This window comes from Mesorhizobium sp. P2_C7 (assembly GCF_056404515.1).
Genome location: NZ_JBFUDW010000001.1, coordinates 1,023,659 through 1,038,935 on the forward strand (window position 1 = coordinate 1,023,659; position 15,277 = coordinate 1,038,935).

A 15,277-nucleotide genomic window follows, 5' to 3' on the forward strand; every position below is an offset into this window, starting at 1 on the left:
ATCACAGCTACATCGGCCGCTTCAAGCCCAGATGGTCGCGCAGCGTGCGGCCTTCATAATCCTTGCGAAAAAGGCCACGCCTCTGCAGTTCCGGCACGACGAGTGTCGCAAAGGCATCGAGTTCGCCGGGGAAATATGAGGGCATGACGTTGAAGCCGTCGGCAGCACCTCCTTCGAACCGCGCCTGCAGCTCGTCGGCGATCTCGGCCGCCGTTCCGACGATGCGCCAATGGCCACGCGCGCCGGCGAAATGCCGCGCCAGCTGGCGGATGGAGAGGTTGTCGCGGCGCGACTGCTCGATGACCAGCGCTTGCCGGCTCTGCATGCCTTCGCTGGGCGGCAGCTCGGGCAGCGGCCCATCGATCGGATAGCGCCACAGATCGGCGATGCTGAGGTAGCTGGACAGCAGTGCAACGCCGACATCGTCAGGGATCAGCTCCTGCAGTTCCTCATATTTTTCCTGGGCTTGCGCCGCGGTTTCAGCCACCACGGGTGCGACGCCGGGCATGATCTTGATGTCGTCAGGCTCGCGCCCATAGGCCGCCAGGCGCCCCTTGAGATCGTCGTAGAAGGCCTTCGCCTCCTCGAAGGTCTGCGCCGCCGTGAACACAACATCGGCGGTGCGGGCGGCAAGGTCGCGGCCGACATCCGAGGCGCCGGCCTGAACCAGCACCGGTGCGCCCTGCGGCGAACGCGGCAGGTCGAGCGGGTCTCGAACCGAAAAGCTCTGGCCATCATGACCGGAACCGGAAGCACCGCCGGGCTTGTCGCGCCAAAGCCCGGTGACCACCTCGGCAAACTCACGCGCCCGCTCATAACGATCGGCATGCGGCCGCAAGCCCGTCGAGCCGAAATTGGCGGCTTCAATAGGACTAGCCGAGGTGACCAGGTTCCAGCCGGCCCGCCCCCCGCTCAAATGGTCGAGCGACAGAAAGGTCCGCGCCAGCCCGTAGGGCTCGTTGTAGCTTGTCGACGCGGTGGAGACGAGGCCGATGCGGCTGGTCTGGACGGCCAGCGCCGACAGCAGGCTGATCGGCTCGAAGCCGATCGAACGCGAGGTCTGGCTGGCGATGGCGACATTGGCTTCGCGCAGGCCGGCGGCATCCTCGCAAAAGACCATATCGAACTTCGCGCCCTCCGCGGTGCGCGCCAGCTGGATGTAATGGTCGATGTCGATGCCCGCCGTCACATGTGCCTTGGGATGGCGCCAGGCGGCGATATGATGGCCTGTCGCCCACAAGAAGGCGCCAAGCTTCATCTGGCGGGAAGCGGCGGTCACAGGTCACCTCCACCGGCAATCCCAAGATGCGAGCGTAGATTTGTCCCGCGATAGCTTTCTCGAAACAGGCCGCGTCGCCGCAGCGCCGGCAAAACCAGATCGACAAAACTGTCGAGTGCCGAAAGCTGCGCCGGCATCTTCATGTTGAACCCATCGCAGCTTTTCCCCCGGAACAGGTCTTCAAGCCTGTCGTCGGTGACGGCAGGCTTTTCATCAATGACGTGCGAGACATTCATCAGCACCTTCACGACATCCGGGTCGCGTCCGCAGGCGGCAACGCGGCGCTTCAAGTCGTCATAACGTGTTTTCGCGCTCTCGATCGGTTCGTCGTCCAGCAGGACGACATCGGCGCTGCGGGCGGCAATATCCATGTCTGATGCCGCCAGGCCGGACAGCACCAGCACCGGCCTGTCCTGTGGCGAGCGCGCGACGTTCAGCGGCCCGCGCACTGAAAAGAATTCGCCCTTGTGGTCGAGCAGGTGCATCTTTTCGGGATCGTGGAAGCGGCCGCCGCTCTTGTCGAACTTGAGCGCGTCTTCGTCCCAGCCTTGCCACAAGCCCTGAACGATGCCGATATACTCCTCGCTGCGGCGGCGAAAATCGTCAGCGGAAAACCCGTCCGGGCGGCTGAAATTGGCAGCCTCGCGCGGGGCCTGCGCCATCGTCGCGTTCCAGCCGGCGCGGCCATGGCTGATGATGTCGAGCGAAGCAAAACGGCGCGCCAGATTGTAGGGCTGGTGGGCAACAGTCGAGGCCGCCGCGACCAGCCCGATCCTACTTGTCACCGTCGCCAGCGCGGCCACCAAGGTCGTCGCTTCGAAGGGCATCGTCGCGGCATCGCTGCCGGAAGCCGGCGCGGAATCGGCGAAAATCACCATGTCCAGACCGGCCGCTTCGGCCCTTTGGACAAACCGCGCCAGAAGGCTGAAGTCCGGCTCGGCTCCTGGCGATGGCTCGGAGATTCCCGGAAGCGGTGAAACGGCAAGATGCATTATGGCGCCGTTGTCCATCGATGGTCCCTGCAAGGCGAAATACCATCGGAACTATGTTCGTCACGTCCAGCGATGGCAACCGCTGGCGCTGGGCCAACGGCCGGTCACTTGCCAGCCAGCCATCACTTGCTAGCCAGCCCTTGCTTGCCAGCCATTACTTGCCAGCGAGAAGATCTTTGATCAGTCGCTGGCAGCGCTCGGCCATGAAGTCGAGCAGCAGCCGCACCTTGGGGTCCTGCAGCTTCTTGTGCGGATAGACGGCGGCGAACTGCACCGGCGTCGGCGGCGTGTTGCTCAGGATCACCTTCAGCCGCCGGTCGCGGATGAACGGCTCGACCTCGAAGCGCGGCTTGTTGATGATGCCGCGGCCGGACAGCGCCCAGCCGGTCAGCACGTCGCCATCGTCGGTGTCGTAGGGCCCGTGCACCTCGAATTTCTGCTGGCCGGTGGGGGTCTGCAACGTCCACACATACTCTCGCGCGCCGGAATAGCGCAGCATCAGACAGTCGTGCTTCTTGCCGATCAGTTCCTGCGGCTCAACGGGTTCGCCGCGCGCTTCCAGATATTTCGGCGCTGCCACCAGCACGCGTTCGCATTCCATGATGCCGCGCATCCTGAGGCTGGAATCCTCGATGATGCCGAGCCGGAAGGCGACGTCGATGCCTTCCTTCATGATATCGACATTGTGGTCCGAGAGCCTCAGCCGCACCTCGATATCGGGATATTTGTCGTGGAAGTCGGGGATGCCAGAGGCCAGCAGCCGGCGGCCGAGGCCGAGCGGCGCCGTCACGCGGATGGTGCCGCGCGGTTGTCCGGACAGTGCCGAAACGGCGGCTTCCGCTTCGGTGATCGCCTCCAGCACCTGCTTGGCGCCCGAATAGAAAACCGTGCCATGCTCGGTCGGCATCAATTGCCGTGTGGTCCGGTTGAACAGCCGCACGCCCAGATGCTTCTCCAGCTCCTTGATGCGGTTGGAGGCGACCGCCGGCGAAATGCGCATGTCGCGGCCTGCCGCCGACAGATTGCCGAGCTCGACGACGCGAACGAAGACGGCGATGTTGTCGAGATAGGCCATGCGGTTTCGTGGCTCTCATCCAGCTGCGTCCAGCAACCCTAGTATTTTCCATTTTTTTTTGAAAGTCATCGCGCACCTCGCCTCTTTCCGTTTGCGTGCGACACCGTAAAGTCGCGTCATCGGCAGGGACGACTTCAATGATGGATTTCGCGATTTTCTGGGACTGGCTGAGCTTCGCCGTGCGTTGGCTGCATGTCATCACCGGCATCGCCTGGATCGGTTCGTCTTTCTACTTCGTCGCGCTTGATCTCGGCCTGCGGCAGCGACCTGGCATGCCTGTCGGCGCCTTTGGCGAGGAATGGCAGGTGCATGGCGGCGGCTTCTATCACATCCAGAAATATCTGGTGGCGCCGGCCGAGATGCCTGAGCACCTGACCTGGTTCAAATGGGAATCGTACGCCACCTGGCTGTCCGGTTTTGCGATGCTGTGCGTCGTCTATTATGCCGGAGCCGATCTGTTCCTGATCGATCCCAATGTGTTGCCAATGTCGGTGCCGGTCGGCATCTTGCTGTCGCTGGCGACGATCGGCGTCGGCTGGGTGGTCTATGATCTTTTGTGCCGTTCGCCGCTGGGAAAAAGCGACACCGGCCTGATGCTGGTGCTCTACTGTGTTCTGGTGTTCATCGCTTGGGGGCTCACCCATCTGTTCACCGGACGCGCCGCCTTCCTGCATCTGGGCGCCATCACCGCGACGATCATGTCGGCCAACGTCTTCATGGTCATCATCCCCAACCAGAAGATCGTCGTTGCCGACCTCATTGCCGGCCGCAAGCCCGATCCGAAATACGGCAAGATCGCCAAGCAGCGCTCCCTGCACAACAACTACCTGACGCTGCCTGTGCTGTTCCTGATGCTGTCGAACCACTATCCGCTGGCGTTCGGCACGCAGTTCAACTGGGTCATCGCCTCGCTGGTGTTCATCATCGGCGTGCTGATCAGGCACTATTTCAACAGCGTCCATGCGCGCAAGGGCAACCCGACCTGGACCTGGCTGGGAGCCGTTGTCCTGTTCATCATCATCATATGGCTGTCGACCGCGCCGAAGGTGCTGACCGGCGAACCGAAAGAATCGGCCGCGGCGCAAGTCTATGTCGCCTCGGCGCATTTCCCGGCCGTGCGCGATACGGTGCTCGGCCGCTGCTCGATGTGCCACGCGGCGGAGCCGGTCTATGAGGGCATCTACCACGCGCCAAAGGGGGTGATGCTCGACACCGACGCCGACATCGCCAACCATGCCCGCGAGATCTATCTGCAGGCCGGCCGCAGCCACGCCATGCCGCCGGCCAACGTCTCGCAGATTACCGACAAGGAACGGGCGCTGCTGGTGGCCTGGTTCGAAGGCGCAGGGAAATAGCATGACCTCGATACTTCTGCGCGGCCGCACACTGTCCTTCGTGCGCTGGCCGCAAACCATCGATGACCATTCCGCCTGGCGCTACGAGGAGGATGGCGGCCTGCTGATCCGCGACGGCCGAATCGTCGCCGCCGGCGCCTACGCTGAAATTGCCAAGCAGGCAGGCGAAGCAGCGAAAAAGATCGACCATCGGCCGCATCTGCTGCTGCCGGGCTTCATCGACGCGCATGTGCATTTCCCGCAGATGCAGATCATCGCCTCCTATGGCGCCGAACTGCTCGACTGGTTGAACACCTATACCTTCCCGGAAGAGACGAAATTCGCCAATGCGCAGCATGGCCGCCGCGTCGCACGGCTGTTCCTCGACGAGATGGTGCGCCACGGCACCACGACGGTGGCTGCCTACTGCTCGGTGCACAAGGCATCCGTCGAGGCCTTCTTTGCCGAATCGCATGACCGCAACATGCTCAACATCGCCGGCAAGGTGATGATGGACCGCAATGCGCCCGACGGTGTGCTCGACACGCCGCAATCCGGCTACGACGACAGCAAGGCCCTGATCGCGCAATGGCACGGCAAGGGCCGCCAGCACTATGCGATCACACCGCGCTTCGCCATCACCTCGTCACCGGAACAGATGGAGATGGCCGGCGCGCTGTGCCTGGAGTACCCCGACCTGCACATGCAGACGCACCTGTCGGAAAACCACGCCGAAATCGCCTTCACCCAGGAACTCTATCCGTGGTCGCGCGACTACACCGACGTCTACGAGCGTTACGGGCTACTGGGGAAAAAGAGCCTGTTCGGTCATTGCATCCATCTGTCGGACCGTGAGGCGGATGCGTTGTCGGACAGCGGCTCGGTGGCAGTGTTCTGCCCGACCTCGAACCTGTTCCTCGGCTCCGGCCTGTTCGACTACCAGCGCCTTCGCCGCCGCGGCAAGCCGGTCAGGATCGCCGCCGCCACCGATGTCGGCGGCGGCACGAACTATTCCATGCTGCGCACCATGGACGAAGGCTACAAGGTGATCGCGCTGAACGGCGAGAAGCTCAATCCCTTCCAGTCCTTCTGGCAGATGACGCGCGGCAATGCCGAGGCGCTGTCGGTGGTGGAAAAGGTCGGCTCGCTGGATGAAGGCAGCGACGCCGACATCGTCGTACTCGATGCCAGGGCTACACCGGCGATGCGGCTCAGGATGGAGACGGTCGAGACGCTGGCACAGGAATTGTTTCTCTTGCAGACGCTGGGCGACGATCGCGCCGTGCGCGAGGTCTATGTGGCCGGGCGGGCCGCCAAATCCGACATGGCGACTTAGGCACCCTCCGATGTGTTTCCTTGCTTGACCCGGCGGCAGCCATCGGTCAAAGCGTGCGGCGAAGTTGACAGGGGAACGACATGGCCGTTGCCGAAGACATCGCTCTGATCAAGAGACAGGAAGACGTTCTTGTCTTTCCCGCCTTCGATGAGGCCGTGGCCTTCAAGATCGGCTCGGCCATCCGTGATCGAGCCTTGGCCGAGAACCTGCCTGTTATCGTCGACATCAGGACTTTCGACCGCCCACTGTTCTATGCCGCGATGCCAGGTTCGAACGCCTCCAATCCCGACTGGGCGCGGCGCAAGATCAATGTGGTCAAGCGGTTCCTGAAAAGCACCTACCGCATGGTGCTGGAACAACAGCGCCCCGATCGGACCTTCAAGATCGGCGAAGGGCTGGATATTGCTGATTATGTGCTGGCCGGAGGTGGTTTCCCGGTCACGGTCAAGGGCGCCGGCGTCATCGGTGTGATCGCCGTTTCCGGCCTGCCGGAGCGCCAGGATCACGGCGTCGTCGTCGAGGCACTTTGCGATCATTTGGGCATCGACAAGCGCGGTCTGGCACTGCCCCCGGAAGAACAATGAGCGACCCCAAGACGTTCCTCACCTCCATCTTCAACGCCGCCGTCGCCGCCGCCGATCCGGAGCGAACCATCCGGGATCATTTGCCGGCGAAGCCCAAGGGCCGCACCATCGTCATTGGCGCGGGAAAAGGCTCCGCGCAGATGGCAGCGGCCTTCGAGAAGGTCTGGGACGGGTCGATCGAGGGGCTGGTCGTCACCCGCTACGGTTATGGCGCGACATGCGAGCGCATCGAGATCATCGAAGCGGCGCATCCGGTGCCGGACGCCGCGGGCCTGGAAGCCTCGCAACGCCTGCTCGCCAAGGTCCAAGGGCTGACAGCGGATGATCTGGTCGTGGCGCTGATTTCCGGCGGGGGTTCGGCGCTCCTGCCATCGCCCGCCGGCAGCCTGACGCTGGCCGACGAGATTGCCGTCAACGAGGCGCTGCTCGCGTCTGGTGCGCCGATCGCAGCGATGAACACCATCCGCAAACATCTTTCCACCATCAAGGGTGGACGGCTGGCTGCCGCCGCCTGGCCGGCCAAGGTGGTGTCCCTGGTCGTTTCCGACATTCCCGGCGACAATCCTGCCCTGGTTGCCTCCGGTCCGACCGTGCCGGATACCGGCAGCCGTCAAGACGCGTTGGCGTCGATTGCAGCCTATGGGATGAAACTGCCGGCTGCGGTAATGGCTCATATCAGCACGCCTGCCGCCGATGCACCAAACCCCGATGATCCGCGCTTTTCACGCAACGAGGTACATCTGATTGCCTCGGCCGGCGTCTCGCTCGAAGCAGCGGCCACTGAGGCGAAACAGCAAGGCATCGAAGCCGTCATCCTTTCCGATGCCATCGAAGGCGAGGCGCGTGAGGTCGGCGGCGTCCATGCGGCCATCGCGCGCGAAGTGGCGACGCGCAACCGGCCATTCGCAAAGCCAGTGCTGATCCTGTCCGGTGGCGAGACGACAGTGACCTTGCGCGCAAAAGGCAAGGGCGGCCGCAATTCGGAATTCCTGCTCGCCTTCGCCATCGGCATCAACGGAGCGCAAGGCATTCACGCCCTGGCCGCTGACACCGACGGCATCGACGGTTCGGAAGACAATGCCGGCGCTTTCGCCGATAGTTCGACCGTGTCGCGCATGAGGGCGGCGGGCGTCGACGCCAAGGCGATGCTGGCCGGCAACAATGCCTGGACGGCGTTCAATGCGGTTGGCGATCTGTTTGTGCCTGGCCCGACCGGCACGAACGTCAACGATTTGAGGGCGATCCTGATCCGGTAGGCGACCGGTTCAGGCGGCCATAAGCCGCTTCACCTCTTTCATATCTCTGAGAAACCGTTCACGCTCCGCTTCCTTGTCCGCGGGCTCTTGGATGCGCAGGATAAAGGAGGGGTGGATGGTGATGAAGACACGCAAGCCGTCCTCGCGTTCGATCACCTGGCCGCGCATTTGTGTCACCGGGATCGCCTTGCCCAGCAGCGACAATGCCGCCGTTGCGCCGAGTGCCACGGCCAGATTCGGCTTGATCAGCTCGAACTCCTTGTCGATCCACCAGCGGCAGGCTTGAACCTCGCCGGCATTCGGTTTGGAATGGATGCGCCGCTTGCCGCGCGGCTCGAACTTGAAGTGCTTGACTGCATTGGTGACGTAGACCTTCTGGCGATCAACCCCGGCGTCGTCGAGGATGGCATCGAACACCTTGCCCGCCGGGCCGACGAAAGGTTTGCCGGCCAGATCCTCCTGGTCGCCGGGCTGTTCGCCGACGAAGATCACCTTGGCGCCGTCAGGCCCTTCGCCGAACACGGTTTGTGTGGCGTCGCGCCAAAGCGGGCAGCGCCGGCAACCTTTTGCTGCCTCTCGCAATTCGGAAATGGTGTTGGCGGCCTGATCTTCCAGGGCCTCAGCCGGCTCATTCTTCGGCCAATGCTTTGCCTGCAGCCTGGCGTGGTACGGCGCGGGTGTCGTTGGCATTCTCGCAATCATGTCCTTGGCGGCCTTGTCCGCTCCCGAGATCAGTTCTGGAATGAGCGAGGCCTCGGGAAGGTTCCGCCAGTACTTCTTAGGCATCTCCTTCTGCATGGCTTTCACCTTCAGCCGCGCCGGGTTGAAGATGTTCTCGAAATAGGTGCGCCACAGGGCTTCGGTATCGTCCTGCGCCGGCGCATCGCTCTTGACGGCGCCAGGCCCGATCGCCAGCCTGTCGCCATCCCAGTCGGCGGAGGCATGCGGCGTCAAAATGGTCCAGCGCATGCCGGTGAAGCGCCTGACGAAGAAAGCCGCGTTGCGCTCGACGATGAATGATCCGGCTCGAACCAGGCGACATAGCGCTCCTCGTCACCGTCGCCGATCTTCCGGAAGCGTACGAAGGCGCGCATCTTGTGGATGTCGCGCCGCACCGCTTTCTCCATGGTTTCGAGACGCCTGATGTCTGGATCCGATGCAATTGCCAGCAGCTTCGGCTCTGTGCGCAGCCGCCAGAGCAACCGGTAGAGAAAAGCGAACCGGCCGGGGTCTGAATGGCAGAAGGCGATTTCGGCATGCTCGACGAAGTCGCGCGGCACCACCAGTTGCACGCCCGCAGGCACGTCCGGCAAATCGGTTTGATTGGAGCCCGGCTCGACATGCCAGCTGATGTCTTCGGGCCGGACTGCATTCAGGGCCAGCCGGCGTGCCGCGTCGCGCCATCCGGAAAAGTCGGTCTCCGCGTCGAGCCGCACCGTATATCTGGCAAGATCGAGCCGTGCGGGTCGCATGGTCAAAACAGGGACAGTTGTTCGCAGGAACGCACGATCTTGCCGCGCAAACCGGCTTTGTCGGTGAGCGCGCCCGGCGACCAGCCTTCGGCGACGATGAATGGCCTGAGCTTGGCGATCGACTGGCAGAGACGGCCGATATCTTCCAGCCGCAGCCGCCGGTGACGTCGGGTCTCCAGGATTTTGGCGATCACCTTGGTGCCGAGACCGGGCACGCGCAACAATGCCTCTCGATCAGCGCGGTTGATATCCACGGGGAACCGTCCCCGGTTGCGCAGCGCCCACGCCAGTTTCGGATCGATGGCGAGGTCGAGCATGCCGTCGCTGCTGCCGGCCAGGATCTCCGGCTGCGAAAATCCGTAAAACCGTATCAGCCAGTCGGCTTGGTAGAGCCGGTGTTCGCGCATCAGCGGCGGCTTCTGCAAGGGCAGGGACGACGACGAGTCCGGGATCGGGCTGAACGCGGAATAATAGACGCGCCGCAGATGGTAACTGCCATAGAGCCGCGCGCTGGTATGAAGGATGCCGTCATCGGTGGTGCTGTCGGCGCCGACGATCATCTGCGTCGACTGCCCACCCGGCGCGAAGCGTTCGCGCTTTTTGGTCCTCAGCGTCGGCTCGGCCTTTTCCTCCATCTTCTGGCGCAGCCTGGCCATGGAAAGCCGGATCGTTTCCGGCTTCTTTTCCGGCGCCAGTCTCTTCACCCCTTCGTCGGTGGGCAGTTCGACATTGATCGACAACCGGTCGGCGTAGAGGCCTGCTTTCTCGACCAGTTCCGCTGAACTTGCCGGAATGGTCTTCAAATGGATATAGCCGGAGAACTTCTCTTCCAGCCGCAGCCTCCGCGCCACCTCGACCATCTCGCCCATCGTCTCGTCGGGCGAGCGGATGACGCCTGAGGACAGGAAAAGGCCCTCGATGTAGTTGCGCCGGTAGAAATCCATGGTCAGCTTCACCACCTCGTCAACGGTGAAACGGGCGCGCCGCACATTCGACGACGAGCGGTTGATGCAGTAGCTGCAATCGTAGATGCAGAAATTGGTCAGCAGGATTTTCAGCAGTGAAATGCAGCGCCCATCCGGCGCATAGGAATGGCAGATGCCCATGCCTTCGGTGGAGCCGATCCCGCCGGATTTCAGTGAATCCTTTTTCGCCGCGCCGGATGAGGCGCAGGAGGCGTCGTACTTGGCGGCATCGGACAGGATCGCTAGCTTTTCGCGGACGGTAAGTGCGCTCATCTGTTCATGGTATGTTCTCCAGAGAGAACGCGCCATCTCATTTGATGGAGGCGGCGAAAAAGTGATCGCCACCTGATCGCAAGGCTCTCAGACCTCGTGCAGGTAGAGGTGATAATCCAGTTCGCTCACCGTGCGCGCCACGCGCAGGTACTCGGACTGCTTGATCGCCACGAACGTGCGGTGCAGGTCTTCGCCGAGCGCGCCCTTCAGGAAGCTGGATGCCCTGGCGGCCTCGATCGCTGCGCGCCAGTCGACCGGCATCGTCGTGCGCGTCACCGCTGCCTCATAACCGTTGCCGGTGGTTTCCGGGCCGGGATCGAGACCTTCGTCGAGACCTTTGATGATGCCGGCGAGCACTGTCGCGGCGATCAGATAGGGGTTGGCGTCGACGCCCGACGGCCGGTGCTCGATGCGCCGGTTCTTCGCGTCGCCGGCCGGCACGCGCAGCGCCACCGAGCGGTTGTTGACGCCCCAGGTCGGCGCCACCGGCGCATAGGATTGCGACACGAAGCGCCGCCAGGAATTGGCATGCGGCGCAAACACCAGCATCGATTCGGCCATCGTCTGGATCAGGCCGCCAAGGCCGCGCAGCAGCGGCAGCGACCAGCTCTCGCCGCCGGCTTCGGCAAAGACGTTTCGGCCCGCTCTGTCCTGCAGCGAGACGTGGAAATGCATGCCCGAGCCGGCATATTTTTCGATTGGCTTGGCCATGAAACAGGCGGTGACGCCGTGTCGGCGCGCCTGTGCCCGCACCAGCCGCTTCAGCATGACCAGGTCGTCTGCCGCCCGCATCACGTCCTTGCGGTAATTCAGCGTCAATTCGTACTGGCCAGGCGCATATTCGGAGATCACCGTCTCGGCCGGAATACCTTGTGCCTTGGCAGCCGCATAGATGTCGGAAAACAGCGGCTCCATGCCGTGCAGGTGATCGACGGAATAGACTTCCGTCTTGCCCGAGACGCGGCCGTCGAGCACGGCGCGCGCCGGCTGCACCTTGCCGTCGGCATCGCGCTCGTTGGCCAGGAGAAAGAATTCCAGCTCGAAGGCGCCGGCGGGATGAAGACCCTTGGCGGCCAGGATCTCCACTTGCCGTGCCAGCGCCAGGCGAGGATCCGACGACATCGGCTGGCCGTCGAGGTGATACATCTCCATCAGCAGCTGGCCGCGTGGCGGGTTCGTGCCGTAGAGCGGCACCAGCGTGCCGGGGATAGGCCAGGCCCTGAGGTCGCCGTCACCGGTCGTCCAGATCAGCCCGGTTTCGTGCACATCCTCGCCGGTGATATCGAGGCCGAGGATCGAGATCGGCATGTGCCGGCCGCCCTCGAAGATGCTTTTCAGCTCATGCCGGCGCACGATCTTGCCGCGGCCGACGCCATTGGCGTCGGTCAGCACGATATCGAACGCCTCGATCTCGGGATGAACCTCGAGGAAGGCTTGCGCCTCGGTGGGCGTCGAGCCCGAAGGTGAGGTCATGATCTGTCCGGCTTTGCTTGGCGCGCCCATGTGTTAGCCGCTTGTCTCATGCCGCAAGCTTTGCCGCAACCGCGCCGAAGGCGGTGATCAGCCGGTTGACCTGAGCAGCGGTAGTCGCCGGCGAGATCAGCATCATGTTGTGGAAGGGCGCGATCAGCACGCCGCGATTGACCAGCGCGACATGGATGGCCGCTTCCAGTTCCGGCGCATGCGCCGTCTCGGCCTCGGCGCCATTCCGCAGCGGGCCGGGCGCACAGATGAACTCGACGCGGGCGCCGACGCGGGCAACATGCCAGGGCAAGCGATAACGGTCGATGACGCCGGTCAGCCCGGCGTCGAGCCGCCGCGCCAGATGGTCCATGCGGGCATAATTTTCTTCGGTCATCACCTCTTCGAGCGTGGCGCGCATCGCCGCAAACTGCAGCGGATTGGCTGAGAGCGTCGTGCCCATGCCGGAATAACCCGGCTCCTTCGCCCTGTTGTAGGCCGCATAGCGCGAGGCGACACCGTCGCTCATGCCCCACACACTGGCGGGCACACCGCCGGCGATCGGCTTGCCCAGCACGAAGAAGTCCGGGTCCAGCCCGTATTTCCTGGTGTAACCGCCCAGGCCTGTCGAGATGGTGTGCGTCTCGTCAATCAGCAGCAGCGTACCGGCTTCGCGCGTCAACCTGCGCAACGCGTCATGGAAGCCCGGATCGGCCAGCACCATGCAGGAATTGGTCAGTACCGGCTCGGCGATGACGCAGGCGACATCCTTGTCCCCAAGCGCTGCCTCCAGTGCGGCGACATCGTTGAACTCGATTACCTTCGCCGTGCGGGTCAGGTCGCGGAATTCGCCCGCCAGTCCCGGCCGGTTGACCGGAACACCATCCACCAGCCGCACCATCGTCTCATCGACCGAGCCGTGATAGCAGCCGTTGAAGACCAGGATCTTTTCGCGTCCGGTGACGGCGCGGGCGACCCGCAGCGCAAAGCGGTTGGCATCGGTCGCCGTCGTCGCGATCTGCCAGAACGGCAGGCCGAAATGCTGCTGCAGCAGCGGGCCGATGGCGAGTGCGTCTTCGGAGGGTAGCATATAGGTCAGGCCCCGCCCGGCCTGGCGGCGAATGGCGCGCGCCACCGGCGGTGGCGAATGGCCGAACATCGAACCGGTGTCGCCCAGACAGAAATCGTCGAGCCTGATACCGTCGATATCGGTGATGGTGGCGCCCCTGGCTCTGTCGACCAGGATCGGAAACGGCGTCGGCCAGTCGTTCATCCAGTGCATCGGCACGCCGCCGAAGAAGCCGGGCAGGCCATTGCCGACCTTCGCCTGCGATTTCGGCCGCGCCTTGCGGAAGGCTGCCGCCTCGATCTCCAGCAGGTCGGCAATGCGATCGCGATCGATGCCGCCGATGGATGTCCTTGAACTGCCGCTATGCATGAAAACCCCTCTGGTCGTCCCTCTTAGCCAATCCATGTCCGCGACCGCAATCGGCCGCGCGTCTGTCCTGCATTGGCTCAGCCGGTGGTGACAGCGCTTGACGCTGATCCGGAAGTCAGCGCCAAATGTGGGCGGCATTGGGCCTACGCGGGGGGAAAAATGCGGACGATCATTTGCGCGACGGGGCTGCTTTTGTCGGCCAGTATGGCCTGCGCCTCCGGTGGCATCTGGTGCAACGTCGACGATGCGGCGGTGGCATTCGAGGTCGGCGCCGGTGTCACCAGAGGCATGGGCGGCCCGACTTTCAACTTTCGCGGCGACCTCGAAATCAAGGCAAGGCCCGCTGACGACCATCTGCGCAAGACCGTGTTCGAGGATGCCAACCTCACCCAGTACTGGCTCGACGACAAGGATCTGCGGCTGAACATCTATCATGAGCACGAGGTGGCCCAGACCTTCAGTTCCGTCGAACTGACGATCCTGACCAAGGCCAGCGATGAAGGTGTCTATGACGGGCAGTACACGCTTGCCGTCTATGACAGCACCGCCGACAAGGACGGCGATGGCAAGACCACCGATCTGACCGGCAAGGTATCCTGCGGCGCCGAGTGATCCGCCGTTTTGAAATTACGCCGTGATGTCGATGACGCCGCAATCGCCGGCCGCGCTGCCGAAGGCGACGCGGCGCTCTTCCTTGTCCCACATCATCGAGGTGATGGCGCCCTTGCCCGGTCGCCGCAACAGCACTTCCTTGGCGTCGCTGAAGCGCACTGCCATCACCATGCCGTCATCATAGCCGACGGCGACGACATCCTGGCTCGGGTGGCAGGCGACCGCCGTCACCATGGCGTTGCCGCGCGTGCCGAGTTCCAGGGGCGCCTTGCCCATCGGGCCGTCCTTGCCTGAAAACGGCCAGACGATCGCCGCCGGTGCACCGGAACTCGCCAGCCACTTGCCTTTCGCGCTCCATGACAGGCTTTTGACCTTACCGGGATAGCCGCTCATACGCATGTGTTTGCCGTCGGCAAGCTTCCAGCCGTGCAGGGCGTTCTCCTGCATCGTGGTGACTAGGAACGCACCGTCGGGCGAGAAGGTGATGCCAGTATGGGCGCCGGCCCATTCGAGCTCCGCCGGCTTGCCTTCGGTGGCCGGGAAATGCAGCGTCGCGCCATTGTAGCGGGCAACACCAAAGCGCATGCCCTTGGGCGAGAACGCCAACCCCTCGACCGAACGCGGATGGGCAAATTCCCTGGTCTTGCCGTCGGCGAAACGCACGAAGGCGTTCTTGCTTGAGGCATAGGCGATGGCGCCCTGCGGTCCGGCGGCGACGCTGGTGATCCATTTTTTCCCGGCTCTCGCCAGTTCCTGGAAGCTACCGCCCGCGGTGACAGAAAAAATCTTGCCATCCTCGCCGCCGGTGATCAGCCGGTCATTGGCCGCATCGTGGAAGGCGGCGAGCAGCCCGTCATTGGCTTGAATTGTCTTGTGGCCATGGTCGAGCCGATGGACGGCACCATCGGCCAGCGCGAAATGCGGCACGTCGCCGAGGAAGACGGCGGCGACGCAATGGCCTTCGAGATCAAGCGGGGCGACGGTGGGCATCTACAACTATTCCATTCGAGATTTCTGTTTGCGCCTCTTCCGTCTCAATCACGGGCGACCGCGCTCGTTTCCTTCTCCCCTTGTGGGAGAAGGTGGATTGGCGCAGCGCCAAGACGGTTGAGGGGTGCTGCACGGATTGCGGTTTGCCAAGCTGGAGCACCCCTCATCCGACCGAGCTTCGCTCGGCCACCTTCTCCCACAAGGGGAGAA

The 15,277-nt window shown here is 63.4% G+C and carries 12 protein-coding genes and 1 pseudogene; 5 read left to right on the forward strand and 8 right to left on the reverse strand.

Going from position 1 to position 15,277, the window contains the following annotated elements; translation table 11 throughout:
• Positions 1-7: 7 nt before the first annotated feature.
• The 3 genes from AC1D2G_RS04930 to AC1D2G_RS04940 form a co-directional block, all read right to left on the reverse strand.
• On the reverse strand, positions 8-1,258 hold the full coding sequence (locus tag AC1D2G_RS04930) for an LLM class flavin-dependent oxidoreductase (protein WP_477412453.1): 1,251 nt from the start codon (positions 1,256-1,258) through the stop codon (positions 8-10).
• Between the two features lie 17 nt (positions 1,259-1,275).
• On the reverse strand, positions 1,276-2,289 hold the full coding sequence (locus tag AC1D2G_RS04935) for an LLM class flavin-dependent oxidoreductase (protein WP_477412354.1): 1,014 nt from the start codon (positions 2,287-2,289) through the stop codon (positions 1,276-1,278).
• A gap of 136 nt (positions 2,290-2,425) precedes the next feature.
• A complete protein-coding gene (locus AC1D2G_RS04940) occupies positions 2,426-3,346 on the reverse strand; it encodes a LysR family transcriptional regulator (RefSeq protein ID WP_477412356.1) in 921 nt (306 codons plus the stop codon).
• Positions 3,347-3,483: 137 nt separating this feature from the next.
• On the opposite strand from AC1D2G_RS04940, the gene AC1D2G_RS04945 reads away from it, so the two are divergent.
• The 4 genes from AC1D2G_RS04945 (at position 3,484) to AC1D2G_RS04960 (ending at position 7,856) form a co-directional block, all read left to right on the forward strand.
• Complete coding sequence (locus AC1D2G_RS04945; protein ID WP_477393743.1) at positions 3,484-4,701, forward strand: urate hydroxylase PuuD; 1,218 nt, start codon at positions 3,484-3,486, stop codon at positions 4,699-4,701.
• A gap of 1 nt (position 4,702) precedes the next feature.
• Positions 4,703-6,016, forward strand: a complete 1,314-nt coding sequence (gene guaD / locus AC1D2G_RS04950) for a guanine deaminase (protein ID WP_477412358.1) — start codon at positions 4,703-4,705, stop codon at positions 6,014-6,016.
• Between the two features lie 80 nt (positions 6,017-6,096).
• Positions 6,097-6,600 carry a heme-degrading domain-containing protein gene (locus AC1D2G_RS04955; RefSeq protein ID WP_477412360.1) on the forward strand — a complete coding sequence of 168 codons (504 nt, stop codon included), beginning with the start codon at positions 6,097-6,099 and terminating at the stop codon, positions 6,598-6,600.
• Positions 6,597-7,856 (forward strand): glycerate kinase type-2 family protein, encoded by a 1,260-nt coding sequence (locus AC1D2G_RS04960; RefSeq protein WP_477412362.1) that lies wholly within the window; start codon positions 6,597-6,599, stop codon positions 7,854-7,856. Before AC1D2G_RS04955 ends, AC1D2G_RS04960 begins: the two co-directional genes overlap by 4 nt.
• Positions 7,857-7,865: 9 nt before the next feature.
• Here the strand turns inward: AC1D2G_RS04960 and AC1D2G_RS04965 are convergent.
• From AC1D2G_RS04965 to AC1D2G_RS04980, 4 genes and pseudogenes are all read right to left on the reverse strand, one after another.
• Positions 7,866-9,328 (reverse strand): annotated as a pseudogene (locus AC1D2G_RS04965) (UdgX family uracil-DNA binding protein).
• A gap of 2 nt (positions 9,329-9,330) precedes the next feature.
• Positions 9,331-10,566 carry a putative DNA modification/repair radical SAM protein gene (locus tag AC1D2G_RS04970; protein ID WP_477412364.1) on the reverse strand — a complete coding sequence of 412 codons (1,236 nt, stop codon included), beginning with the start codon at positions 10,564-10,566 and terminating at the stop codon, positions 9,331-9,333.
• A gap of 87 nt (positions 10,567-10,653) precedes the next feature.
• A complete protein-coding gene (locus AC1D2G_RS04975; protein WP_095084312.1) occupies positions 10,654-12,039 on the reverse strand; it encodes a glutamine synthetase family protein in 1,386 nt (461 codons plus the stop codon).
• Positions 12,040-12,085: 46 nt separating this feature from the next.
• Entirely contained in the window at positions 12,086-13,465 is a 1,380-nt protein-coding gene (locus AC1D2G_RS04980; protein ID WP_477412366.1) for an aspartate aminotransferase family protein, read from the reverse strand.
• 159 nt (positions 13,466-13,624) lie between these two features.
• On the opposite strand from AC1D2G_RS04980, the gene AC1D2G_RS04985 reads away from it, so the two are divergent.
• A complete protein-coding gene (locus AC1D2G_RS04985; RefSeq protein ID WP_477412368.1) occupies positions 13,625-14,077 on the forward strand; it encodes a hypothetical protein in 453 nt (150 codons plus the stop codon).
• 15 nt (positions 14,078-14,092) lie between these two features.
• Here the strand turns inward: AC1D2G_RS04985 and AC1D2G_RS04990 are convergent, their stop codons facing one another.
• Positions 14,093-15,067, reverse strand: a complete 975-nt coding sequence (locus AC1D2G_RS04990; protein ID WP_477412370.1) for a WD40 repeat domain-containing protein — start codon at positions 15,065-15,067, stop codon at positions 14,093-14,095.
• Positions 15,068-15,277 lie beyond the last annotated feature (210 nt).

Excerpts from the sequence above, each read along its gene's own strand:
- AC1D2G_RS04930 (WP_477412453.1), bottom strand. The coding sequence starts at position 1,258 with ATGAAGCTTGGCGCCTTCTTGTGGGCGACAGGCCATCATATCGCCGCC.
- AC1D2G_RS04935 (WP_477412354.1), bottom strand. The coding sequence starts at position 2,289 with ATGGACAACGGCGCCATAATGCATCTTGCCGTTTCACCGCTTCCGGGA.
- AC1D2G_RS04940 (WP_477412356.1), bottom strand. The coding sequence starts at position 3,346 with ATGGCCTATCTCGACAACATCGCCGTCTTCGTTCGCGTCGTCGAGCTC.
- AC1D2G_RS04945 (WP_477393743.1), top strand. The coding sequence starts at position 3,484 with ATGATGGATTTCGCGATTTTCTGGGACTGGCTGAGCTTCGCCGTGCGT.
- guaD (WP_477412358.1), top strand. The coding sequence starts at position 4,703 with ATGACCTCGATACTTCTGCGCGGCCGCACACTGTCCTTCGTGCGCTGG.
- AC1D2G_RS04955 (WP_477412360.1), top strand. The coding sequence starts at position 6,097 with ATGGCCGTTGCCGAAGACATCGCTCTGATCAAGAGACAGGAAGACGTT.
- AC1D2G_RS04960 (WP_477412362.1), top strand. The coding sequence starts at position 6,597 with ATGAGCGACCCCAAGACGTTCCTCACCTCCATCTTCAACGCCGCCGTC.
- AC1D2G_RS04970 (WP_477412364.1), bottom strand. The coding sequence starts at position 10,566 with ATGAGCGCACTTACCGTCCGCGAAAAGCTAGCGATCCTGTCCGATGCC.
- AC1D2G_RS04975 (WP_095084312.1), bottom strand. The coding sequence starts at position 12,039 with ATGACCTCACCTTCGGGCTCGACGCCCACCGAGGCGCAAGCCTTCCTC.
- AC1D2G_RS04980 (WP_477412366.1), bottom strand. The coding sequence starts at position 13,465 with ATGCATAGCGGCAGTTCAAGGACATCCATCGGCGGCATCGATCGCGAT.
- AC1D2G_RS04985 (WP_477412368.1), top strand. The coding sequence starts at position 13,625 with ATGCGGACGATCATTTGCGCGACGGGGCTGCTTTTGTCGGCCAGTATG.
- AC1D2G_RS04990 (WP_477412370.1), bottom strand. The coding sequence starts at position 15,067 with ATGCCCACCGTCGCCCCGCTTGATCTCGAAGGCCATTGCGTCGCCGCC.